This is a genomic window from Steroidobacter sp. (assembly GCF_036406195.1).
In the GTDB taxonomy this organism is placed as follows: Bacteria; Pseudomonadota; Gammaproteobacteria; order Steroidobacterales; family Steroidobacteraceae; genus Steroidobacter.
On sequence record NZ_DASWVW010000059.1, the window covers coordinates 151,332 to 173,933 of the forward strand.

18 protein-coding genes are annotated in these 22,602 nt (G+C 62.8%); 10 read left to right on the forward strand and 8 right to left on the reverse strand.

What is annotated here, in order from left to right:
* Positions 1-39: 39 nt before the first annotated feature.
* The 5 genes from VGE08_RS23150 to VGE08_RS23170 form a co-directional block, all read right to left on the reverse strand.
* Positions 40-3,348: a TonB-dependent receptor gene (locus VGE08_RS23150; protein ID WP_331070298.1), complete on the reverse strand. Its 3,309-nt coding sequence runs from the start codon at positions 3,346-3,348 to the stop codon at positions 40-42.
* A gap of 57 nt (positions 3,349-3,405) precedes the next feature.
* The gene (locus tag VGE08_RS23155; protein WP_331070299.1) at positions 3,406-4,371 is read right to left on the reverse strand and encodes a FecR family protein; all 966 of its coding nucleotides are present in this window, start codon (positions 4,369-4,371) and stop codon (positions 3,406-3,408) included.
* Positions 4,346-4,918: an RNA polymerase sigma factor gene (locus tag VGE08_RS23160; RefSeq protein WP_331070300.1), complete on the reverse strand. Its 573-nt coding sequence runs from the start codon at positions 4,916-4,918 to the stop codon at positions 4,346-4,348. Before VGE08_RS23160 ends, VGE08_RS23155 begins: the two co-directional genes overlap by 26 nt.
* 9 nt (positions 4,919-4,927) lie before the next feature.
* Positions 4,928-5,650, reverse strand: coding sequence for a hypothetical protein (locus tag VGE08_RS23165; protein ID WP_331070301.1), 723 nt, complete (start codon positions 5,648-5,650; stop codon positions 4,928-4,930).
* A 73-nt stretch (positions 5,651-5,723) separates the two neighbouring features.
* Positions 5,724-7,397 (reverse strand): alpha/beta hydrolase-fold protein, encoded by a 1,674-nt coding sequence (locus tag VGE08_RS23170; protein ID WP_331070302.1) that lies wholly within the window; start codon positions 7,395-7,397, stop codon positions 5,724-5,726.
* A 160-nt stretch (positions 7,398-7,557) separates the two neighbouring features.
* On the opposite strand from VGE08_RS23170, the gene VGE08_RS23175 reads away from it, so the two are divergent.
* The 3 genes from VGE08_RS23175 to VGE08_RS23185 all read left to right on the forward strand — a co-directional run bounded on the left by VGE08_RS23175 (position 7,558) and on the right by VGE08_RS23185 (position 13,684).
* Positions 7,558-10,746, forward strand: a complete 3,189-nt coding sequence (locus VGE08_RS23175; RefSeq protein WP_331070303.1) for an amidohydrolase family protein — start codon at positions 7,558-7,560, stop codon at positions 10,744-10,746.
* 173 nt (positions 10,747-10,919) lie between these two features.
* Complete coding sequence (locus VGE08_RS23180; protein ID WP_349258784.1) at positions 10,920-12,785, forward strand: CocE/NonD family hydrolase; 1,866 nt, start codon at positions 10,920-10,922, stop codon at positions 12,783-12,785.
* Positions 12,786-12,823: 38 nt separating this feature from the next.
* The gene (locus tag VGE08_RS23185) at positions 12,824-13,684 is read left to right on the forward strand and encodes an endonuclease/exonuclease/phosphatase family protein (protein WP_331070305.1); all 861 of its coding nucleotides are present in this window, start codon (positions 12,824-12,826) and stop codon (positions 13,682-13,684) included.
* On the opposite strand, the gene VGE08_RS23190 is transcribed toward VGE08_RS23185, so the two are convergent.
* The gene (locus tag VGE08_RS23190) at positions 13,633-13,938 is read right to left on the reverse strand and encodes a GIY-YIG nuclease family protein (RefSeq protein WP_331070306.1); all 306 of its coding nucleotides are present in this window, start codon (positions 13,936-13,938) and stop codon (positions 13,633-13,635) included. The two genes, VGE08_RS23185 and VGE08_RS23190, sit on opposite strands and share 52 nt — an antisense overlap.
* 84 nt (positions 13,939-14,022) lie before the next feature.
* On the opposite strand from VGE08_RS23190, the gene VGE08_RS23195 reads away from it, so the two are divergent.
* Entirely contained in the window at positions 14,023-14,340 is a 318-nt protein-coding gene (locus VGE08_RS23195) for an EthD family reductase (protein WP_331070307.1), read from the forward strand.
* 9 nt (positions 14,341-14,349) lie between these two features.
* Here VGE08_RS23195 and VGE08_RS23200 read toward each other — a convergent pair whose 3' ends face one another.
* On the reverse strand, positions 14,350-16,668 hold the full coding sequence (locus tag VGE08_RS23200; protein ID WP_331070308.1) for a DUF349 domain-containing protein: 2,319 nt from the start codon (positions 16,666-16,668) through the stop codon (positions 14,350-14,352).
* A 167-nt stretch (positions 16,669-16,835) separates the two neighbouring features.
* Between VGE08_RS23200 and VGE08_RS23205 the strand changes: the two genes are divergently transcribed.
* From VGE08_RS23205 to VGE08_RS23220, 4 genes are all read left to right on the forward strand, one after another.
* Entirely contained in the window at positions 16,836-17,798 is a 963-nt protein-coding gene (locus VGE08_RS23205) for a threonine/serine dehydratase (RefSeq protein ID WP_331070309.1), read from the forward strand.
* A 273-nt stretch (positions 17,799-18,071) separates the two neighbouring features.
* Complete coding sequence (locus VGE08_RS23210) at positions 18,072-18,638, forward strand: porin family protein (RefSeq protein WP_331070310.1); 567 nt, start codon at positions 18,072-18,074, stop codon at positions 18,636-18,638.
* Positions 18,639-18,756: 118 nt separating this feature from the next.
* Complete coding sequence (locus tag VGE08_RS23215) at positions 18,757-19,110, forward strand: hypothetical protein (RefSeq protein WP_331070311.1); 354 nt, start codon at positions 18,757-18,759, stop codon at positions 19,108-19,110.
* A gap of 146 nt (positions 19,111-19,256) precedes the next feature.
* Positions 19,257-19,523, forward strand: coding sequence for a hypothetical protein (locus VGE08_RS23220; protein WP_331070312.1), 267 nt, complete (start codon positions 19,257-19,259; stop codon positions 19,521-19,523).
* 4 nt (positions 19,524-19,527) lie between these two features.
* Here the strand turns inward: VGE08_RS23220 and VGE08_RS23225 are convergent, their stop codons facing one another.
* The gene (locus tag VGE08_RS23225) at positions 19,528-20,091 is read right to left on the reverse strand and encodes a hypothetical protein (RefSeq protein WP_331070313.1); all 564 of its coding nucleotides are present in this window, start codon (positions 20,089-20,091) and stop codon (positions 19,528-19,530) included.
* A 300-nt stretch (positions 20,092-20,391) separates the two neighbouring features.
* Between VGE08_RS23225 and VGE08_RS23230 the strand changes: the two genes are divergently transcribed.
* Both VGE08_RS23230 and VGE08_RS23235 read left to right on the forward strand, forming a co-directional pair.
* Positions 20,392-21,953, forward strand: a protein-coding gene (locus VGE08_RS23230; RefSeq protein WP_331070314.1) for an IS3 family transposase whose coding sequence is annotated in 2 segments (ribosomal slippage) — positions 20,392-20,830 and positions 20,830-21,953 — 1,563 coding nt in all. Because the reading frame shifts where the segments join, the coding sequence is not laid out codon by codon here.
* Between the two features lie 220 nt (positions 21,954-22,173).
* Positions 22,174-22,332 carry a hypothetical protein gene (locus VGE08_RS23235; RefSeq protein ID WP_331070315.1) on the forward strand — a complete coding sequence of 53 codons (159 nt, stop codon included), beginning with the start codon at positions 22,174-22,176 and terminating at the stop codon, positions 22,330-22,332.
* Positions 22,333-22,602 lie beyond the last annotated feature (270 nt).

Consider the following 22,602-nt stretch of genomic DNA (forward strand, 5'->3'; position numbering starts at 1 on the left):
GCGGGCTGCACGCAGCGTCTGCGTGCAGCCCGTGCTTCATCAGAAGTGAGTGAACAACGTCAGGAAGTAGCGGCGGCCGATCGGGTCGTAGCCCGAGAAGCCGCGAGGCAATGCATTGAGCGGAATTTCCTGGTCGAGCACATTGACGGCACCGAGCTGAGCACGCACGGCGTCGCTGAACCGGTAACCGAGCGTGAGGTTATGCAGCGCATACGAGGGGATGCTGCTCGCTGTGGACGCCTCCGGATCGACATTGAAGCTCACGTCCACCGAGCTCTTCCACAAAAACGTCTGCCAGTCTATGTCCAGCTGATTCCACCGATAGCCGATGTTGAACTGCACCGAATATTCCGGAACATCTCGCAAGCCGGCCTGATCGACCGCTTCGTCGCCCGCGAACATCCTCTCCTCGAACTTGGCGGTGTAGAACACGGTGGCGCCCAGGCTCAACGAGCCCGGCCCCGCGTCGAACGCCGATTGGGTCGAGACGATCAGGCCCTCGAAGTCGAGCGTGGACAGGTTGATGTAGGTCTGCTCGAAGCCGTTCGCCAGATCGCCCACTTGTCGGCGGGGAGAATTTGGCGGCAACGCGGCGATGTCGGCCGCCGTATAGCGCCGGAAGCCATCGCAGGCGGCGTTCGGAAACGTATTGCTGTCGTAGCAGTTCGCGACGCGCTGCCCGATGCCGATGGGCTGGATGCCGCCTTCGAGCTTGATGTCGGTCCAGTCGATGGCCATGCGGAAATTCGGCCACGCCGCCGGTTGAAACACGATGCCCACCGACCACGACTCGGCGATCTCGTTGTCGAGATGCGGATTGCCGACCTGGCTGCCCGCTGGCGAGAACATTCCGGTGGTACCCCGGGTGTCGAATGCCGCCGGATCGGCCACGCCCGCCGCAGCGAGCGCGGCGGTACAGTTCGCGGCACGCGCGGATGGATTCGGTCCGCTCGTGATCAAGCGTGAGTCGCAAGGATCGTTGAAGGGCGACAGCACCGGTGAATTGGCGAACAGCTCGGTGATGGCCGGCGCGCGAATCGCTTCGGTATATACGCCGCGGAACATCAAACCATCACTCCATCCCGGCGTGCGCGGCTCGATGCGGCCACCCGCCGACCAGGTGGTTGCGCCGCCGGTCAATGAATGATCGACGTAGCGGACCGCGCCTTCCAGGCTCGCGCTCTTGATCAGGGGCACATTGGAGCCCGGCTCGATCAGGGGGGCCAGCAACTCGGTGTAGAGCTCGTTGGTGTCGAAGCCGCCGGAGATCGGAAACGCCGAGGCGACCTGCCCCGGCGCTCCGAGCAGGATGTTGCCCGTCCTGAAGGCACCATCGGGCGAGAATGAGCCTGTCTCCTCGCGGTGTTCATAGCCGAGGTTGAACGCGATCGGCGCGGCGACGCCGAACGGCAGGTTGCCGCTTAGGTTCGCCGTCGCCACGCGCTGCGTGTTGACGGTGATGGCGGTCGCCGGAATGCTCACAAAATCCAGCGCCGCCTGGCTGAAGTTGTTCGTGCCGAACAGGTTCAGCGGCGCGCAGTTGTCGCTGGGATCGCTGCAGACGATCTCGCCGGTAGGAGCCGTGGTGACGTCGATCGCCTGCACCAGCCGGTCCGGATTGATGAACGTCAGCTCGGAGACACCACGGCTGCGGCCGTAGTTGAAAGACACATCCCACGACCACCGCTCGCCGAACGCATCGAACCCGCCTTCGAAGCCGCCGACCAGTCGATACAGATCGACCGCCATGCGTCCGCCGGTGCGATCGACCAGATCGCTCAGGTTGCGATTGATATCGAAGGTCGCGTTCGGCCCCAGGTTCGCGATCAGCGTGTCGCGCGCCTGCTGGGTGAGGAAGGGATTGTTCACCGAGAAGGTCAGGCGCGGCCCGCCGAGCAGACCGGGCGCGACGAACGCGGCCAGTTCGCTCAGTTCCCGGCCGCGCGTGTTTGCGTACGACAGTTCGAAGATCGCGCGGACATGGTCGTTCACGTCGAAATGCCCGATCGCATTGATCAGCGTGCGCTGCGTGGGCGTCAACAGCGAGAAGTGATCGGCCGGATTCATGCCATCGCCGCCGCTGACGAGCGTCGGCAACAGACCGCCGGAGTCATCGAGCACGGTGCCGACGTTGAATGGCACCAGCTCGCCGTTTGGCGCGAAATGCAGCGGCCGGCCCTGGGAGTCGTAGATGTAGTTCGGGCTGGTGAAGAACGGGGGGAACACCAATCCCGGCAGGCCGCCGCCAACCAGCGGCGCCAGCGTGTTCGCGTGCGGCAAGCCGCCTTCGGTCAGAAAGGGATAGCGCAGCGTGCCGACCACCTCCGCCGGGATGCCGTCGTTCGGCCCGGTGTCGGCGAGATTGGGAATGAGTCTGTAGAACTCGGGAAATCGGTCCGAATACAACAAACCATCGGTTTCGTTGTACTCGATGCCGACGGCGATGTTGCCGCGGTTCTCCATGAAGTTGCCGCCCATCAGCGCGCGAAAGGTCTTGGTGTCGCCGCCGCCATCCTCGGTGGTGCCGTACTGGGCCGAAGCCTCGAAGCCCTCGTAATCCTTTTTCAGAATGATGTTGACCGTGCCGGCGATGGCATCCGCCCCGTACACGGGCGCGCCGCCGATCGACACGACTTCCATACGATCCACCAGGCCGACCGGAATCGTGTTCATGTCGACTTGCGCGCCGGCTGTGCCACCGACGGCCGGCGCGTTCGAGGTCACGTAGCGCCGCCCGTTGACCAGCACCAGCGTGCGCTGCGAGCCGAGGTTGAATAAATCGACGAACGTCTGGCCGACGCTGTGTGTGCCCTGCCCGGTGCCGACCGTGTCGACGCCGGAACTGCCGAATGTCGGCAACGCATTCAGCGCCTCGGCCACGTTCGTGTAGCCACGCCGCTCCATCTGTTGCGAGTCCGTGACCAACGCCGTCTGCAGCGTATCGAAGCCCAAACGCTTGATGCGCGTGCCGGTGACCACGATTTCCTGCAACTGATCGGCGTCGAAACGCTCATCCGGCGGCGTGCCCGGCATGGCGTTGGCGCGACGACGAATGGTGACGGTGTTCTCGCTGCTGGCGACGACTTCGAGGCCCGTCCCCTCCACCATCATCTGCATGGCTTCGATCGGCGAGTAGTCGCCGCGCACGGCATTGGTCTTGATTCCCAGCAAATGCTCTTCGGCCGCGAAGACTTGCAGCCCCGACGCACGTGCCCAGCTCTGGATGGCCACCGACGCGGGCTGCGCCGGAATATCGAAAGTGACTTTCTGCTGCGCCAGTGCAGTAGAAACGGCGAGCGCCAATGTCAGCAGCCCGCCAGCGATCTTCTTGCTTCCCCGTGTTCGCATGTGTCTCTCCCACGCGTTGTTCGATGGGAGCTAAGATGTGCGGCCGAGCAAAATCCGCTACTGCGTCAAACGTAAAGTCTTGTCTTGTTCGATGACGCGCATATTGAAGGCCACGGCGGCGGCATGCGCGAAGCCGCGCGCGTCGCCGATCTTGAAGTTGCCGACGAACGCTTTCTGCGCGAGCTCGGCATCGTCTATCACGACCGTCACGGAGGAATAGCGATTGACTTCGGCGATGGCCGCGGCGAGGCGCTCGCCATCGAAGACCAGTCGTCCTTCCCGCCAGGCCAGGCGCTGCGCGATCACCTCATCGCTCAACGGCTCCACTTCGATGGGCTGCGCGGCTTGGGCGATGACTTCTTCATTGTGATGCACGCGGTGGATGGCTCCCTTGTCCGCATCTGCCGCTCGCGTGACCTCGACGACACCCTCGGTGACGGTGACTTCGACACCTTCGGGCTTCATGCGAACGTTGAACGCCGTGCCCACCGCCCGCACGAACACGTCGCCTGCCCGCACGACAAACGGCCGTTGCTCGTCGTGAGCCACCTGGAATGAAGCCTCACCACGCCGCAGGACGATATGGCGCTCGTCGTCATCGAACTTCACTTGCAGCACCGACTGCGTATTGAGCGCGACCGCCGAGCCGTCATCGAGCAACAAGCGGCGCGTCTCGCCGCGGTCGGTACTCTCGCGGCCGGCGAGATAGCGGCTGGAAACACCAACGCTCGCCAGCGTCAGCGCCAACACGCAGGCGGCGATGGCGGCGGCACGCCGGAACGAATCCGTGAACCAACGCGGCCGCGGAGCACTCATCAGCTCGCCGGCGCCCAGCGCGGCGACTCGATCCATGTCGCACCAAATGGCCTGGGCACGAATAAAGGCGCCGCGATGGCGCGAATCCGCTGCCAACCATGCATCGAGCTCGCGCTGCTCGGCCTCGCCGATCTCGCCGCGATCCATTCGCATCACCCAGCGGGCGGCGCTGTCGTCGATGTCATCTTTGCCGATGACGGTATTCATGGGCTTTCACTTTGGGCTGCGCGGCCGCTGCGTCGGCCACCTTCATTTCGTTCATGAGCAGGCGCAGCGCCTTCACCAGGTGCTTCTCAACCGTGCTCTCGGACAATTGCATGCGCTCGGCGATTTCCTTCTGCGACAGCTCCGCGAACTTGCGCAGCTCGAACGCCTCGCGGCACTTCGGCGGCAGTTTGGTGAGCATGTGTTGCACGCGTTCGATCTCTTCGCGGCCGCTGATGCGGCGCTCGAGCCCGACAGCCTCGTCGGCGATGTTCAGCGAATCGATATCGGCGATGGTTTCGATGGAGACGACGCGCAGCCGGCGCAGCACCTCGCCGACGACGTGGCGAGCAGTGACAAAGAAATAGGCACGCGGATTCATGATGCGCTCGGGCCCGGTGGCCCACAGGCGAGCGTAGGCTTCCTGGACGATTTCATCGACGTGGCAATCGGGCAGCCCGCGCACCCGGCGCGCGAGCCAGCGCCGCACGTCTGCTTCGTGCGGCAGCACTTCCCGCGCGAACCAGCGAATATGTTCCCCGCGGTCCATTGGTCGATGTTACTTTTCCGGAATTCTGCGCACCACCTTTCCCGCTTCGTCCAGAAACTCGACACTGGCCTCGCCGGCGCCGTCCACCTTCAGCACCAGGCGCGGCCGGCCTTGCTTGTCGGCCAGGCGCACCATCGAATCATCCAATACCTTACCGGCGAACAAGCGCTCGCCCTGAGGGCCCCAGCTCTTGGCCAGAGCCATCATCTCGGCGCGGATCTCGTCGCGCTCGGCGTCGGTCGCGGCCCGGGCGGCCCGGTCGCTGAGCTCGATCGCCGGCTCCATCGAGGCATTCGGGCGATCCCAGACCTTGAAACCGGCGGCGCGTTTGCCGTCCTGCTCGCTGTACATCATGCCGACGGTCTGATCCTGCTGGAACTGGTCGAAGGCCAGGTTGGCGCTGGCGCCCCACTTGTCGCCAACCTTGTCGGCGTCGAACGTGAGACCGCCGACTTCATCGCCCTGCTTGTTGAAGAACAGGAAACCGGCGGTATCGCGGGCATGGTGCTTGTATTCCTTGCCGCCCCAGTACAGGCCGGGAAAGTGCTTGCGGTTGGAAATGATGACACGCGGCTTGCCGTCCGGCTCCACCACGTTGATCCGCTGCACGTTGATCTGTTCGAAGGTCGCTATTTTCGAAGCGGAATTGGCCTGCCCGATGGCCACGAACCCTACCGCCACGCTGATCAACGCCAGCCAGCCGAACACCAGATGATTGCGAATCGCGGCCATACAGCAGCCCTTTCTCTTGCTTGTTCAGATCACGATGGACGGCGAATCGAAATCCGCCATCCGTCAACCAGAATCAGTAGCCCCAGCTGGCCGTATCCGTGCCAGCAGGTGCGTGCTGCTTCACGTGCACGGCCATCTCGCGGATCATTTCGGCGAAATCCGTGAGGTGCCAGTTGTGACCTTGCTTGGGCCGGCCGTATTCGAATCGGCCCGGGTAGTGCGGGTCCTTGCTGTCCCTGAGCATGGCCTCGAAGTCGTAGACGGCCAGGTTCAGATAGAAGTTGTCCATCTCGCCGGCGAAGAAATTCAGCTTGCCCACCAGCTTGGGCCCGAGCGTCGGCCAGTTGCGGCGGGTGTACTCGGTGAGATCGTAGCCATGCTCGCGGTAGTAGTTGGCCACGTCCCGGTCGATGACGCCGGTCTGCTTGTCGAACAGCATGGCCGGGTAGCCGTCCGGCCCCACCGGGCCGTGCACGCTTTGCCAGGCGTCGAACTGGGAGCCCGAGCGTCCCTTGCTGCCCAGCGCGGCTTCCAGCCGCGCGACTTCGCGGAAGGTATGTGTGACCTGGCCTTCCACCGTCCGTCGCATCGGACGCTCCGCGGTGCTGAACAACGAATTCGCCACGGCGAACGCATTCTCGTCGCGGTAGATATTCATCAGCTGGTAGTGCGTGAAATCGATCGGATCGGGATTGAAGATCCATGCTCCGCCGAAGTAGTCGGGATACTTCAATTGCAGCGCCAGGCTTTCCCAGCCCCCGGTCGAAGCACCTTGGACGATGCGCGCGTAGCTTTGCGGAATCAGCCGGAATTTCTTTTCCAGGTAGGGAATCAGTTCCTCGGTGAGCGCCCTGCCATAGGGACCGTTGTTGGCCGAGTCCACCGAGTAGGCTTCCAGGAAATACGGGCTGGACTGCTCCATGACGATGACCACGAAGCGCGGAAAGCCATCGCTGATCCAGCTTTGATAGAACTCGTAGCCGGTCTGCACGTTGGCAGCGCGCGCCCCGAGATCCCGCTCATGGCTGGCCGGATCCGGATTGAAACGGAACGGCCGCGTGGGCTCCTGGCTTTGCGCGTATATCGTCGGATACTTGGTTTTCGGATGCTTGTCGTAGTCGCGAGGTACCAGCGCCGTTGCGCCGAGATACACCGGCGTGCCCCAGAACTCGCTGAGGATCTTGCTCTTGATACGCACGTGGCGCAGCCATTGGCTGTCCTCGGGCTCCTCGACCGGCCCGATCACCTCGGTCAATTCGAAGCGCGCCGGGCGTGGCTGCTTGGGGTCCAGATGCAGCTGCTGGGTCTTGCTGAACAGATTGCCCGGCAACATGTGGAACGGCATGCGACGGTGCTGGGTCGGCACCCAGATCGTGTGACCATCGGCGCGGCGCACCTGGCTGTAACGAATCAGAGTCGCCTGCACGAAGTAGTCGCCGGCCGGCAAGTCATTCAAGCTCGCCAGCGGAAAACTCTGCGCCGTGGCATCAGCGCTCGCCGTCCGCCCCGGCGGCAATTGCTCGAGATCGACGCCAACGATCACCGGGCCGGTCAGCCCGATCACCATGCGCGGCTCGGGTGTCTCGTGTTTGGCGATGGCGATCAGCAGGCGCCCGGTCACCGGCTCGGCCGACACGCTGCGCGGGATCGAAACATCGAAACGCAACCCCTCCGCGTCGGCGCGCGCGGCCGGCAACAACAGCACTGCCAGCACCAGGAGCGCCAGCCAGGGCAGGCGATGACTCATAGGATCTCCCCTTCACGATGTTGCGGGCCACGTCATTCGAGGCCGCTCGGCAGAACGATGTACGAGTGGCGAGAATCCGCCAGCGCGGCATAGGGGAAATCGCCGCGCCATGCATCGTGCATCGATGATGTTCACAAGAACGATGCGGGGAACCCGACCGATGCCACGTAGCTTCAGCACTCTGCTGACGATCCTCATGATGTTCGCGATGGCGCACCTCGCCGCCGCCTCCGCACCCAAGCCCGCGCACTACGATGTGCACGTACGATTCAATGCGGCTAATGGCGATTTCAAAGCCGATGTCACCATGACACTGCCGCCGGAGGAGCTGCGGGATCCGGCATTTCTGTTCGGCGGCGATGCGACCATCGACGCTGTCGAGATGAGTGTCGGTGGCACCAGCCGCGTCGAAGCGGTCGACAGGCCGCTGCCCGACTTGAAGCTGGTGACACTGCAGTTCGACCAGCCACCGACGCGGACAGTCAAGGTGCGCTTTCGTTACCACGGCTCTGTCAACGGGGAGCGCGAACTGCCGGCCTTCACCCCGAACGGGGTCGAGTTGCGGCTCGAGCATTTCTGGTTTCCCGTGCGACGCGACCTCGGATTGTTCTTCACCGTGCGCGCCAAAATCGAAGGCATGCCGGAGGGCGTGACCGTCGCCGCGCAGAGCAACCATCGCCTGCGCGGCACGACGCTGACGATCGATCGCACCATACCGGACACCGATGTGCCGATCGCGGCCTTGCGGGGCATGGTCAAGCAAGTCACCGACGACTTCGAGTTCTACAGCGCGGCGCCGGACGATCCCCGGGTCGCGCACACCTACGAGCATGCGCGAGGCTCGGTGGAATTCTTCAGTCGCAAATTCGGGCCGCTGCCCGAGCCGTTGCGCGTCGTGGCAGTGCCCCGTAACGTCGGCAGCGCATACGCACGTCGCCACTACATTGCGGTCGCCTCCCCGGCCGGCGGGCCCACGTCGTTCGATCCACTCGCGGTGTCGCGAACCATCGCACACGAGATCTATCACGCCTGGCTGCCGAGCCCGGAAGGCGGCGGCGAGAATCATTGGATCGCCGAGTCCCTGGCCGAATACTCGGCGCTGCGTTACCTCGAAGTGGCGTTCGGCGAGCAGCAGATGCGCAGTTTTCTGGCCCGCAAGATCGTGCCCGCGCTGGAAGGCGGCTCCCTGCTCACACCGGACCGTCCGAGCGGAGCTGCGCTGTATCAGAAAGGCCCGCTGTTGCTGTTCAAGCTGGAGGAGCGCATCGGGCGCGATACGCTCGATGGGATCCTGTATCGGCGGGACCGTCCGCGCAGCACCACGGCGTTCATGAACCTGCTGCAAGCCGCCGCTGGCGAGACGGTGGCGAACGAGTTCCATCAACAGCTGATTCAACCGGGACTGCCGGCGGATCTGGTGACGCCAACCCGATATTCGGTGGTCATGTCCGGCACCATCGTGGGCGAGCTGAGCGTCACGCCCGCCACTGGCCGGGAACGGCGCACGACTTTCAAGTACGACGATCGCGGCCGCGGGCCCGAGCTCGACATCGTCAGTCGTTACGACGAGAACGGCATGCTGCTGAGCTATCGGCTGCAAGGACTCGACTACGCCAAGCGCCCGATCCAGGAAACATTCGCGGTCAGCGACGGCAAGGCGCGCTGGACCAGCAACGCCGGCAGCAGCGAGACGGAAGCCAAGGGTTACTACCTGGCAAATGGAGCCCACGCCGAAGACATGGCAGCGCTGGCGCGCGCGTTGCTGGTGGCCAAAGAGGATCTGGCGTTGCTGCCTGCCGGCACTGCGCACATAGAAATGGCTCAACAACTGACGGTCAGCGGCTCGAGCGGGCCGATGAAGATCGTGCTGTTCTTGCTCTCGGGCATCGATCTGGATCCACAGCCACTCTGGCTGGATTCGCAAATGGAGTTGTTCGCGACGGCATCGACGTGGCAAAGCGTGGTCCGCGCCGGCTTCGAGGGCGCCCTGCCCGAGCTGATCGCCGCCCAGGATGCAACGCTGTCGACGGCCCGCATCGACAAGGGCAGGCAGCTGCGCAGACAGCCGCAGCGGCCCGTCCTGATCCGCAATGCCCGAATGTTCGATGCCGAACGTCGCGTCATGAAGCCAGGCATGTCGGTGCTGGTGCAGGGCGACCGCATCGTCTCTGTCGCGCCGACGACGGATCTCGCCGCGCCCAGCGATGTCGAGATCATCGACGCCAGCGGCCAAACGCTATTGCCGGGGCTGTGGGAGATGCACGCGCACGTGTTCGCGGAAAGCGATGGTCTGCTGAGCTTGATGGCGGGCGTGACCAGCGATCGCGATCTGGGCAACAACCCGGAGGCATTGGGGCGCTTGTCACGGCTGTTCGATGATGGCTCCCTGCCCGGCCCCTGGATCACCGCGGCGGGATTGATCGACGCCCGCGATCCGATGGCCGCGCCGATCGGCACTCTGGTCGGCACGCCCGAGGAAATGCGGGACGCCGTCAATGCCGCGGCGGACCGTGGCTATCCGCAAGTGAAGTTCTATAACTCGCTGTCGCGCGAGCTGCTCGAAGTTGGCATTGCCACTGCGCGCGAACGAAACCTGCGCATCAGCGGGCACGTGCCGGCGGGCATGACGCTACGGGAAGCGATCCTGGCCGGCTATCAGGAGGTCAATCACGGCAACTTCTGGTTCTTGAATTTCATGCCGCCGGAGGTGCTGAAGCTCACCAACACGCCGGTGCGCTTCTCCGCCGTGCTGGAGCATGGTCATGAGCTGGATCTGAAATCCGCCAAGGTGCGCGAGCTGATCGCGTTGATGAAGCAACGTGGCGTGGTCGTCGATCCGACGCTGGTGACGTTCGAGAACATGTTCACCGGCTACAAGGGCGAGATGGCTCGATGGATGGTGCCGTGGGCCGATCGCTTGCCGCCAGCCGTCGTGCGCACCGGACAATCGGGCGGTCGCGCCTCCACGACGGAGGAACGAGCCAGGTACACGAAGTCGTTCACACGAATGAAGCAGATGCTGAAACTGCTGCACGAGGCGGGCGTGCCGATCGTGGCCGGCACGGACGGCAGTGCGCTGCTCTACGCCCGCGAACTGGAGCTGTACGTCGAAGCTGGCATTCCCGCCGCCGATGTCCTGTATATAGCCACGCTCGGTGCTGCCCGGGTCATGGGACAAGATCGGGAAGTCGGCTCCATCGCCGCCGGCAAGCGCGCCGACTTGATCCTCGTCGACGGCGATCCGCTCGCGAACGTCGGTGACGTGCGACGCACGAAGCTGGTCATCAAGGGAGGCGCGCTGTACGACGTCGATGCGCTCGCCGCCGCGGGTCTGGGAGGTGCGCGATGAGAAGCAATCGAGTCTCCTACGAAGCTCGCGCCGCTGTCACTGCGGATTCGCAGTGCACACACTACACGATCTACAATCAGCGACACGGAATCGGCCGTGCGAACCGGGAACTGCCGCGGATGAATTTCAAAACCACAAAGTTCGGAATCGCGTTGTTGGCCGCCATCGTCGTGATGACGGGAACGGCATCCGGGCAGGCAACGCCCGGCGGCCAGATTCCAGCGGATTTCAAGCCGCCGACCGAGACGCAGAACTATGTGAAGCGCGTAGAGATGGTGCCCATGCGAGATGGCACCAAGTTGTATACCGTGATTGTCATTCCCAAGGGAGCGAAGCACGCGCCGATCGTTCTTACGCGCACGCCATACAACGCCGCAGGGCGCGCCAATCGCATGGAGAGCCCCAACATGAAGTCGGTATTGCCGCTCGCCGATGAAGCTTTCGTGGATGCTGGATACATCCGCGTCTATCAGGACGTGCGTGGCAAGTATGGCTCCGAAGGCGATTACGTGGTGAACCGCCCGGTGATCGGTCCGCTCAACCCGACCAAGGTGGATCACGTCACCGACGCCTACGACACCATCGAGTGGCTGGTGAACGAGTCCAATCTGCCCGAATCGAATGGCCGCGTGGGCATGATCGGCTCTTCCTACGAAGGGTTCACGGTCGTGATGGCGCTGCTGGACCCGCATCCGGCACTCAAGGTCGCCGTGCCGGAAAGCCCGATGGTCGATAACTGGATGGGCGACGACTGGTTCCATTACGGCGCGTTCCGCCTGGCCAACATCGGCTGGATCGGCTCGCAGACCGGCTACAAGGGCGCCGGCAAGAAGCCGGGCACCGGCAGCTACGATCATTACGAAGAATTCCGCCGCATCGGCGGCGCCAACGAGTGGGCGAAAAAATCCGGCTTCGATCAGCTGCCCTTCTGGCAGCTCATGCTGGAGCACCCCGCGTATGACGCGTTCTGGCAAGGCCAGGCGCTCGACAAACTGGTGGCGGCGAATCCTGCCAACGTGCCGACGCTTTGGGAACAGGGCCTGTGGGACCAGGAGGATATGTATGGAGCCATCATGACCTGGGAAGCGCTCAAGGCCAAAGGCAAGACCGGCAACAACTTCCTGGTGATGGGGCCCTGGCGGCACAGCCAGATCAATCGCGAAGGCCGTTCGCTCGGGCCGTTCCAATGGGAAGGCGATACAGCCGCGCAGTTCCGCGAACGGATGGTGCTGCCGATGTTCAATCACTATTTGAAGGACGGGCCGCCGGTCGAGATTCCCACGGCCACCCTCTACAACACCGGCGAGAATCGTTGGGAACGTTTCTCGGATTGGCCGCTGGCCTGCGAGCAGGGCTGCCCGGCGCCGCTCACGCCGATCTATTTGCAAGCCGATGGCGGTCTCGGTTTCGACAAGGGCGCTGCCGGTGGCGATAGCTATGTTTCCGATCCCGCGAAGCCGGTGCCGTATCTGCCCCGGCCCGTGAACTTCGACGACGGGCGTTGGCCGGATTGGCTGGTGAGCGACCAGCGGCATGCGGACGGACGGCCCGATGTCATGACGTATCAAACCGAAGTGCTCACCGAGCCCGTGCGTTTGTCTGGCGCGCCGATCGCGGAGATCTTCGCGAAGACCACCGGCAGCGACGGCGACTTCGTGGTCAAGCTGATCGATGTGTATCCCGACGAAGTGGCATCCGATCCGAAGATGGGCGGTTATCAGCTGGCGCTCAGCATGGACATCTTCCGTGGCCGCTATCGAGACAGCTTCGAGAAGCCGAGCGCGATCCCGGCCGGTAAAACCCAGCGCTATCGATTCCGTCTGCCGGTGGTGAACCACGTGTTCCGGCCGGGGCATCGGATCATGGTGCAGGTCCAGTCGTCGCTGTTTCCGCTGTACGATCGCAATCCGCAAAAGTATGTGCCGAACATTTTCCTGGCGAAGCAACAGGACTTTCAAAAGGCGACCGTGACCATCGAACGTGGTGGCGCGGCCGCGAGCGCTGTCTGGTTGCCGCTGGTGAGAGCTGAAGGCAGCTAAGGCTGCCTTGACAGGCCCTTTATCGCGCTGATCGAGCCATGATCCGGAAATCCCGCACCTGGCCGACACTCATCTTGTTTGTATCCGCTTGGTTGCTGGCGGCGGCTGCGTATGCGCAGCCGCTGCGAGTGATGACGTTCAACATTCGCCTGCCGACCGATCGTGATGGCGTGAACAACTGGGACGCTCGACGCGACATCGTGGTACAGATGCTGCGCGCCGAAGATCCCGACGTTATCGGCACTCAGGAGTTGTTCAAGCGTCAGGGCGACGACTTGGTGGCGAGCCTGCCGCAGTATGCATGGTTCGGCGCGGACCGCCGCGGTGGCGATGAAGACGAGCACATGGGGGTGTTCTATCGCAAAGATCGTTTGCGTGTGCGCGAGTCCGGCGACTTCTGGCTATCGGACACTCCCGAGGTCCCCGGCAGCCGGACGTGGGGAAACATCTATCCTCGCATGGTGACTTGGGCCCGCTTCGAGCGCATCGCCGACGGCGCTACATTCACGCTTTACAACACTCACCTTCCCTATCGGGACGAGGACGAGCCGATACGGATACGTTGCATCGAGTTGCTCGAGGCTCGACTCGACCGCTTGCCTCGCGATGAACGCGTGATCCTGACGGGCGACTTCAATACGTCGCCTGACAGCCAGGTGCATACCCTGCTCTCGGCTCAGCTCGCCGATGCCTGGACTGCCGCATCCCGGCGCATCGGACCGGAAGCCACTTTTCACGACTTCACGGGAACGCCAAAGCGGCGTATCGACTGGATCATGTTCCGGGGATTCACCGCCAGGTCGGCGAAGACTGTGACGACCGAACGTGACGGGCGGTACCCCTCCGATCACTTTCCAGTGATCGTGGAATTCGAGTTGCCTTCCAGACCGGGCAATTGAACGACGAACTCGCGAGCCCAAGCCAACCGGCGCGCCCGATCGAGCTTCTTCAGCGCCGCCTCCGCCTTGAGCGCCTCCGACTTGCTCGCGAAAGCGCGTGCACCGAGTACGCTGACTGGCGGATTCGAGCGAGTGAATTTCGCTCCCTTGCCGCTGATGTGCACAGCGAAGCGCGCCGCCACATCGGTCGCGATACCGACATAGGTGCGGCCATCTCGACAGCCGAGCAAATAGAGCCACCAGGACTGCGTCATGCGCAAAAGGTTAGCATTTAGAGGTGGACGGGAGCACGCCGCGAGGGCAGGATCGGCTCCGATGCCCACTTCAGGAGGCCAATGATGATCAAAGTCAGTGTGATGTATCCCTACAAGCCCGACACCCGCTTCGATCATGACTACTACCGCGACAAGCACATGCCCCTGGTGCAGGCGCGCATGGGATCTGCCTGCCGCTTTTATACGGTGGACAAGGGACTGAGTGGTGGCACCGGCGGGCCGCCGACGTATGTGGCCATGTGCCACATCTACTCTGACTCCGTCGAAGCCTTCAGCGCCGCCTTCGGTCCGCATTCCAAGGAAATCCTGGCGGACATCAAGAACTACACGGACCTGCAGCCGGTCATGCAGATCAGCGAGGTCGTGGTCGGTCAGCCGTAGGCAGCGGCCTCAACTCTTGCGCTTCGAGGTGGCCAGAGCTTTGCTCCGGCACGCCTTGAAGCGTTCGAGCAACTGCAGGTACATCCCTTCCTCGATGGGACCGGCGCCGAGCCATTCGATGGTCAAGGCATCGATCTGACCGGTTTCCGCCTTAATGCCCTGCCCCATGCTGTTCATCAGCAGTTGCATCTGATATTCGCGGCGTAATGCCTGGTCGGCTTCCGGCGTCGGAGTGTCGGTCAGCAGCTCGGCGCGAATGCAGAGTGTTCGTAGCGCCAACTCGTTCGCGGCGAGATCGCTCTCTCCTTCTCGCGAAAGCGCAGCCTTGACGGATTCGAGGCCGCGCTTGGGAGACCTGGCTGCTCCAGCGATGCGTTCCTCGGCAGCTGCTTTCAGCGTGTCACATTCCGCAGCATCGGCCTGCCGAGCCAGCGCGAGACGATAGGCCCGTACTGCGTTCGCTGCGTCGAACAGATGGGTCCAGCCCTGCTCGGCTTCCCGGGCGTGTTGTTGTGCCACTGCCTGATGGCAACGATCGAAGGCGCGCTCGAACCGGTCCTGCAATTGCCGCGCATGAGCTCTCGGAAGATCGCCGATGGCGTCGAAAGCAACCCGCAGCTCAGGAAGCTTCTTGACGTTCTCGACCAATTCCGAACCCGTGAGCGCAGCAATTTTCTCCAGCTCCTCGCACAGGCCGGCGGCTTGCAAACGCTTGCCCTCCCACGCTTCGGCCTGACTGGCGGACTCCTGCTGCCGCCGTTGAAACAACGCATCGCATTGTTGACGGAACTCGTCCCAGAGCTTGCGATCGTCATCGCGCGGCACCATGCCGACCGACTTCCATTGTTCCTGCAGTCGCTTCGCCTCGTCGATCGCCTTCCTGGTATCGGAAGACTGCAACAGTCCGCGCACGCGCGCGATCAAGGATCGCTTCTCCTTCACATTGCGCGCGTACTCGGCATCCAGCCGGCTCTGCAAGGTGGCGGTCAGCTGATTGAACTTGCCCTGCAGTTCTTCTGCGTCGGCCGGATCCACTGGAGAGTGCTGACGCCATAACTGCCGAGCCTCACGCAAGGCAGTGGCCACAGTGCGCCAATCGGGCTGCTCCCAATTGTGTTGCGATTCGAAGGCAGCAAGACGCTCGAACAGCTGTCCGCGCTGGCGCAGGTTTTCCTGCTTCACCTGAGCCTGTTGCTCGAAGAACTCGCGGCAGGGCTGATACGCCTTGTGCGCGGCCTCGTTGAAGCGTTGCCAGTCCGCTTCGATGTCCTCGCGCGCACCTTTGCTCAAAGCTCGCCACTGCTCCTGCAGATCCTTGATGTGACCTGCAAGTGCCGAAGGATGCAGCGTCGCGCCGATCAGAGCCTCCATCCGCTCGATGAGCTCCGCGCGCTTCGGCGCGACCGAGAAGCTCTTCCAGTCGTTGATCTCTTGCAGCTTTTCATCGAGCTGTCGCAGTTGATTCGTGAGATGCGCGGGCAGCGGTGGCGCGCTCGCCAGCTTTTCTTCAATCGCTCGACGCAAGCCCGCAGCCGTTCTGCTGCTGCCGGACGCGAGAGCGCCCTGTGCCTTTCGCAACAAACCGCCGATCTGCCGCACCGCATGCGCTTCGGCTTCCTGCTTCTCTGCTTTTGCCTTGCGCTCTTCTTCCTCGATTCGCGCACGTTCAGCGGCGGCAGCAGCGGCCGCCTGCTCTTCCTGTTCGCGCTTTTTCTGAGCCAGGGCTGCCGCATTCGCCGCGGCCAGTTCGCGCGCCGCTTCAGCTGCGACCTGACGAAGGTGTTGCGCGATGGTCTCGCGCGATCGGTCTATAGCCTGCTGTGTCTGTTGCACGATATCCGGCGCCGCATGCTCGACCACCGCCTGCCAGCGGATCTCCAGTTGCTCCAGTGCCGGCGTGAACAACGGATCGTAGGGTCGATGACTGTGTCGCTCGATGGCGGCAGACACAGCGTTGATCTCGCTCTGCACCTGCTCGGCCTCGCGCTCCTGGGCCAGCAAGGCATCGCGCTTGCGAGTCAGGATCTTGTAGACACTCTTGTCCTTGCCGCCCCGAGCATCTCGCAGCAGTTGCCGGATCTGCGCCGGATCGTCGATGGCTTCCGCCGCACGCTGCCGGATCTTGGTCGACGTGCCTTCGATGACCAGTGCCGCCACTGTCTGAAAATCCGCCGCCGAGATGGCGGCCGTCAACCGCGCCTCCTCCTGCTCGGCGAGCAAAGCCACCTCGGGAGCGACCGGCGCGGCCGCTGGAGGGGGAGCAATCTCCCGGGGTGCCGCCGCGGTCGAAGGAGGCGGCGCCTTGCGAAAGCGCGTAAACAGGGACATCGATGGATTCCTGGACTCGGGAATGGACTCGAAATGGACCCCGGGAATGAACCGAGGCGCCTCTGCCGGCTGCGTAGTTTACCGAAGACGCGGCGGCAACGGCCTGGGACTGATGAAGCTTGCGCTATGATCGCGCCAGACTGTATGTGTTGCCCGACAGGTCTGAAATGACGCTCGACGCCGTCCGCGCCCTCTCCCTCGAAGAAATGCAGCAGGCGCGTCAACGCATCGCGCCCTGGGTCGTCCGGACGCCGCTGTTGCGCCTGGACACGGGCAAGGATGGACCCGATATCCGCCTGAAGCTGGAGAATCTCCAGATCACCAACTCCTACAAGCTGCGGGGCGCGCTCAACGCCGTGGCCTCGCTCGACGAGGCGCAACGCCGTCGTGGCGTATGGACGATCAGCGCTGGCAACGCCGGACAAGGCATTGCCTATGCGGCCGGCCGGGTTGGGGTGCCATGCACGGTGGTCGCGATCGAAACGGCACCGACGGCGAAACTCGACCGCATGAGAGCGCTCGGCGCCACGCTGGTCCCGGTTTCATTCGCCGACGCCTGGCAGGCCCTGGACGAACGTCGCTATGCCGGCGTCGAGGGCACGTTCATTCATCCGTTCGACGACGACGCATTCATCGCGGGCCATAGCAGCCTCGCGTTCGAGATTCTGGAAGATGCACCAGAGGTGAGCAGCGTGGTCGCCGCGGTTGGCGGTGGCGGATTGCTCACCGCTGTCGGCAGCGCCATCAAAGCACTCAAGCCGCAGACCAAGGTGTACGGTGTCGAACCGGAGACCGCCTCTCCTCTCGCCGTTTCGCTCGCCAAAGGCTCGCCGCAACCGTTCCCGCAGTGGCAGGCCTCTTTCGTCGACGGTGCCGGCGGCAAGGGCGTGTTCCCTCGCATGTGGCAGCGGCTGCGGCCCGTCATCGACGGCTCCATCGTCGTCAGCCTCGAGGAAACCCGCCTCGCCATGCGCGAGATCGCGGAAAAGACGCGCGTCATCGCTGAAGGCGCCGGTTCCCTTCCCTTGGCCGCGGCCCGCAGCGGCAAGGCCGGTGACGGAACCATTGTCTGCGTGGTTTCTGGCGGGAATATCGATCTGTCCAAGTTCATCAGCTTGATGGCCGATTAGTACGCTCGCCCAGAGCGTCCCTGATGGCATCCGCGGGATGAAACCCGCGTTGCGCACTTTGTAATCCGGCTCCATCTCGGCCATCGAGTATCGATGTGCTTGGCCGAGGGCCTGATAGATCGCCCAGTGTTGCTGCAGGTGCGGATGCACAGTGTGAAGTGCAGGCCACATTTCGACCCGAAGCGGTCCTTGTGATGCGATTCGTAATTGGAATCGCAGGCCGAGCGTCACGCTTCGCGCCTCCACAACAGCAAATAACACTGGGAGAACGGAATGTATTGTCGGAACGCAGTGCATGGGATGTTGGTGCTTGCAGGAATGGGGATGGCCTTCGGTGTGCAAGCGCAAGATGCTACGAGTGGTTTCTACGTCGGCGCTGGCATCGGCCAGAACAAGCTCGAAGAGAGCAACGCTGATCTGGGCTTCAGCTTCGACGGTGATGACACCGCATTCACCCTGTTCGGTGGGTACCAGTTCAACCCGTGGCTCGCCGCCGAGGTGGGTTTCATCGATGGCGGCTCGCCATCCGACACGGTCCAGGGAGTAAACATCGAGGTGGACAGCACGGCCATCGAGGTGGCGCTGGTCGGCAAGGTTCAGGTCAACCGGGCGTTGACCTTGTTCGCACGCGCCGGCCTGCTCGCTTGGGATATCGAAGCGACAGCCCGCGCGGGTGGTTTTTCGGCACGCGTCGAAGACGACGGAAACGATTTGTCGTACGGATTGGGTGGCGTATTGGCTGCGGGGCCTGCCCTGGACATCAGACTGCAATGGCGCTCGGCAGAGCTGCAGGACACTGACCTGAGCCTGATCGACGTCTCTGCGATCTGGAAGTTCTAAACGAGGTCGCCAGCAACGAGGCCCGGTTACGCCTGCGAGGGACCGGGCCTCGTCAACGATTTGGATCTACGTGGCTATCCCGCGGTCGGTGAGGTTGAGATGGAATCGTTTTTACAAGATGAAGCGCAATCAGTTGCGAGCTGATATTCAGGCCGGTATCGCAAGCGGTGACGCCGGCACACTCGACGTCGAGGAGATCAAGCGGCGTGGTCGCCACAGTCACGGTGAAACGTACTTGGCCCGCGTCCGAAAAACGGTGCTGCCGCGCTTAGCATCGAAGACGATGCGCGAGCAAAGCTCAAATGCTGAACTATTTGGCGGCGAAACCCGCCTGGGTCCAGAGCCCGATGACGGGCTGACAGCTCGCTGGAACCTTCATGCTTCTGCCGTGGGAGAGAGCCCCAGGGAAGTTGGTAGCGGGGGCGTGATGTGGGCTGTTCCGGCGGTCCCTCAGAGCGTGCGGCTGAAGTAGCCGCGCAATCGTCCAGCACCGCGCCGGTGACTAGGGGGTCACCACCCCCATAGCCCGCTCTAAGCCATATCTTGGCGCAGGGGCTAGGCGCCTTTGTGGCGGGGCTGTACCCTTACTGGCCCGAGTAAGCCAGAAAGGCCGAACAGATGGCGGAGAATGAAAAGACGGGGAAGGCGGACGAAAAGATCGACTGGGACAAGATCGAGTGGGACAGTCGCCGGCTGCACAAATATAGTTTGGAGCAAATCCAGGAGGCGTTCGGCAAAGCGCTGCTGGAACTGACCGGCAAGCCGTATGACGTGGAGATCAGATCGCTGAATCGACACCCGGAGAATGAGCACTCATCGTCTCTATTCGACGCAGTGGATATGACGTTACGCGTGAAGAAGCACCGAGAACCGTCGGCGTTCTAAGGGTTCACGTCGCTCGGGCCGTTGCCTTCCTCAGCAGTCGATTCACGGCCTGACTCAGCTCGCTATTGTTCTTCAGAGCTTGCGTCGTCCTCTCCGCGAGATCAGTGAGTAGTAATCGGATGTCCTTCGCTAGTTCCAGGCATTGCTCATCGTCCTCGTTATGGAGCCCGGCGCTCAGTGCATCGTGCAACAGCGTGAGAGGGTTATGCCCTCCGGAGTGGCGCAGGCTATCCGGAATTGCGTCCTTCACCGTTTTCACCGCGTTCTCAAAGCTGATCATCTTCGCCGCTTTGTCGAGCGTGTCGAGCACGTCCTGCTTCGCGCCTTGAGCGACCGCGACCTTGCGGATTTCAGCGATGATTTTGTCCTTATGGCTCTCCACGAACCGCCGGTAGTATGCGAATGCTCCAATTCCGAGCCCCGCAGTTTCGGCATGATAGCCTCGCTCGAAGAACTTAATCTCATCGTCCAACACATCTTTAACGGCATTCGGACGCGGCTCGCCAAAAGCAGGGACCTCGCCGATCTTCATTATCTCGGCACTGTTGCCCGTAAGATTGGTGCCCATCCCGCCGAATCGAACTCTGAGCGCGTACGTCTTAAATGTCTTCTGACAATTTCGACACCGGTAAGTCGCGAAGTGATTACCGAAATGCCCGCTAGCGTTGTTGGGAAGCTGACAGGTCAGATCCTCTGACGTGGGATCGAAGAATCTCATCCCGGAGCAAGTACCCTGCGGGCAATGTAGTTTGATGGCTGGAAGCGCTAATGCGACCCTGACATAGGCCGTAGACTCACGCGAAAGCCCCTGATGTCACTGTAGTTGCCGCCCCGATAGATCTGTAACCTAGGGGCGTGAGGCGATGAAGTGGCACGATACGGACAAGCATTTAAAGAGCGTGCGGTAGCTCGACTGCTGCCGCCGGAGAGCGCACCGATCCAGCAAGTTTCGCAAGAACTGGGCGTTTCGGTGGCGACCCTAGAGAGATGGCGAGCGGATGCATTGACTACACCGATTCGAGAACGGGTTTGGACCGCCGCAGCGCGGCTGCAAGCCGTGATCGCGACGGCAGCGATGGACGAGACCCAGCGCAGCGCTTGGTGTCGCGAGCATGGCGTGTATCCGGCCGAGCTGCAGCAGTGGAAGGACAACGCCACGGCGGCGCTAAGCGAGGCGCCGGAAGAACGCGCCACGGCCCAGCAGAGTCGTGAGGCGAAGAAGCGCATCAAAGAACTCGAACGGGACTTGCGACGCAAGGAGAAGGCGCTCGCCGAGACGACAGCCCTGCTGGTGCTGTCAAAAAAATTCGAGGCGATCTTGCAGCGGGACGAGGAAGAATGATCGCGCTGGAAGATCGCCAGAGGACGGTGCAGTGGTTGGAGGCGGCCTGCCGCGAGGGAGCGCGGTTCAAGCTGGCCTGTGAAGTCGCGGGTATGGATGCGAGAACGGTGCAGCGCTGGAAAGCGGGCGATGGATTGAAGCGTGGCGATGGTCGCCCGCAAGCGATCCGGCCGACGCCAGCGCATGCGTTGAGTGCCGAGGAGCGTCAGCGCATCCTTGAGGTGGCTAACGAGCCCCGGTTCGCCGAGTTGCCACCGGCGCGCATCGTGCCGATGCTAGCGGATGAAGGCACCTATATTGCCAGCGAATCCAGCTTCAGCCGTGTGCTGCGCGCCCACGGCCAAGCGCGGCATCGTGGGCGAGCTAAAGCGCCCCAACGAAGCAGGCCACCGAGCACACATGTCGCGACGGCGCCGCGGCAGTTGTGGTGCTGGGATCTGACATTCCTCGCGAGCCGGGTGCTGGGTCAGTGGTTTTACTTGTACCTGATCCTGGATGTTTACAGTCGCAAGATCGTGGGCTTCGAGGTTCATGAGACCGACAGTGCCGATCATGCTGTCGATTTGCTGCGGCGAACGGCGTTGAGCGAGGGCGTTCATACGCTCAAAAGAAAGCCCGTTCTTCACGGCGACAACGGCGCCACAATGAAAGCGACGACGGTGCTCGCCATGTTGCACTGGTTGGGCATCAAGCCCTCGTACTCGCGGCCGCGTGTGAGCGATGACAACGCGTTCGTCGAGGCGCTGTTCCGAACAGCGAAGTATCGGCCACAGTTCCCAACCGCCGGCTTTGCTGATTTGGAAGCTGCACGAACTTGGGCGAGTCAGTTCGTCACTTGGTACAACCACGAGCACCGGCACAGCGGCATTCGTTATGTGAGTCCGGCAGAACGTCACGCCGGTCACGATCAGCGGATCCTGGCTCGTCGCCATGCACTGTACGCGCAGGCCCGCGAGACCCATCCGCGTCGATGGACGCGGCACACGCGCAATTGGACGCCGGTGGCAACCGTCACGCTCAACCCCGAGCGCGAGTCGGTGGTGAACTCAGTATTGGAGCAGGAAAGAGAAACGGCCGCCGCCGCGTAGAAACAAGCGGCAACTACCTTGACATGCACCGAAAGTTCGACCTGCACATGCTGGGACAAGAGCAAGGGCGTTCCCATGAGGAACTGCTCAAAGGTCGGGCCGGTCGGCGGTGCGTCGGACATAGTATTCGGTATTGTACAGGCTCGCCCAGGAAAACGCCTCGCCAGTGCATCCCGGACCCGCTCCTTGCTCCGCGGCTCCGCCGCTCGGGCAGCGCGCGATGAACGCCCAGATCGACATCGCCGAAGCTCGGGCCACCGCCATCGTGCTGCGCGCGACGGCAAAACACGTCCGCGCCGATCAGGGCTCGCTCATGTACAGACTCAATCGTGGCGCCGACATTCTAGGGCATCGTCGCGCTGGCTGTCCGCTGCCTTGAACGTATCGAGTAGTTAGAACACGAGTTGCGGCAGCTCCGGGGCGGTGCACCGTGAGCGGCGCTTGGCAAGGCCGGGACGCGCCCCGAGCGCACCTCGGGCGGGACAACAGCGCCCGGGTCGGACTCGCTACTATTAACCCGGCGTGCTTGTACCTGAACTACTATGCAGCGTAGCAAATCTCACGATGCTTGAAGTAGTTGCGAACTCGTCGCCGTGATCGCTGGATCACACGCAGGTGTCGTTGGGCGATGAGCTTTAGCTGTTGAGCG

Excerpts from the sequence above, each read along its gene's own strand:
- VGE08_RS23190 (WP_331070306.1), bottom strand. The coding sequence starts at position 13,938 with ATGACGCAGTCCTGGTGGCTCTATTTGCTCGGCTGTCGAGATGGCCGC.
- VGE08_RS23150 (WP_331070298.1), bottom strand. The coding sequence starts at position 3,348 with ATGCGAACACGGGGAAGCAAGAAGATCGCTGGCGGGCTGCTGACATTG.
- VGE08_RS23165 (WP_331070301.1), bottom strand. The coding sequence starts at position 5,650 with ATGGCCGCGATTCGCAATCATCTGGTGTTCGGCTGGCTGGCGTTGATC.
- VGE08_RS23170 (WP_331070302.1), bottom strand. The coding sequence starts at position 7,397 with ATGAGTCATCGCCTGCCCTGGCTGGCGCTCCTGGTGCTGGCAGTGCTG.
- VGE08_RS23160 (WP_331070300.1), bottom strand. The coding sequence starts at position 4,918 with ATGGACCGCGGGGAACATATTCGCTGGTTCGCGCGGGAAGTGCTGCCG.
- VGE08_RS23205 (WP_331070309.1), top strand. The coding sequence starts at position 16,836 with ATGACGCTCGACGCCGTCCGCGCCCTCTCCCTCGAAGAAATGCAGCAG.
- VGE08_RS23215 (WP_331070311.1), top strand. The coding sequence starts at position 18,757 with ATGAAGCGCAATCAGTTGCGAGCTGATATTCAGGCCGGTATCGCAAGC.
- VGE08_RS23175 (WP_331070303.1), top strand. The coding sequence starts at position 7,558 with ATGCCACGTAGCTTCAGCACTCTGCTGACGATCCTCATGATGTTCGCG.
- VGE08_RS23235 (WP_331070315.1), top strand. The coding sequence starts at position 22,174 with ATGAACGCCCAGATCGACATCGCCGAAGCTCGGGCCACCGCCATCGTG.
- VGE08_RS23195 (WP_331070307.1), top strand. The coding sequence starts at position 14,023 with ATGATCAAAGTCAGTGTGATGTATCCCTACAAGCCCGACACCCGCTTC.
- VGE08_RS23155 (WP_331070299.1), bottom strand. The coding sequence starts at position 4,371 with ATGAATACCGTCATCGGCAAAGATGACATCGACGACAGCGCCGCCCGC.
- VGE08_RS23225 (WP_331070313.1), bottom strand. The coding sequence starts at position 20,091 with ATGGGCACCAATCTTACGGGCAACAGTGCCGAGATAATGAAGATCGGC.
- VGE08_RS23220 (WP_331070312.1), top strand. The coding sequence starts at position 19,257 with ATGGCGGAGAATGAAAAGACGGGGAAGGCGGACGAAAAGATCGACTGG.
- VGE08_RS23185 (WP_331070305.1), top strand. The coding sequence starts at position 12,824 with ATGATCCGGAAATCCCGCACCTGGCCGACACTCATCTTGTTTGTATCC.
- VGE08_RS23180 (WP_349258784.1), top strand. The coding sequence starts at position 10,920 with ATGACGGGAACGGCATCCGGGCAGGCAACGCCCGGCGGCCAGATTCCA.
- VGE08_RS23200 (WP_331070308.1), bottom strand. The coding sequence starts at position 16,668 with ATGTCCCTGTTTACGCGCTTTCGCAAGGCGCCGCCTCCTTCGACCGCG.
- VGE08_RS23210 (WP_331070310.1), top strand. The coding sequence starts at position 18,072 with ATGTATTGTCGGAACGCAGTGCATGGGATGTTGGTGCTTGCAGGAATG.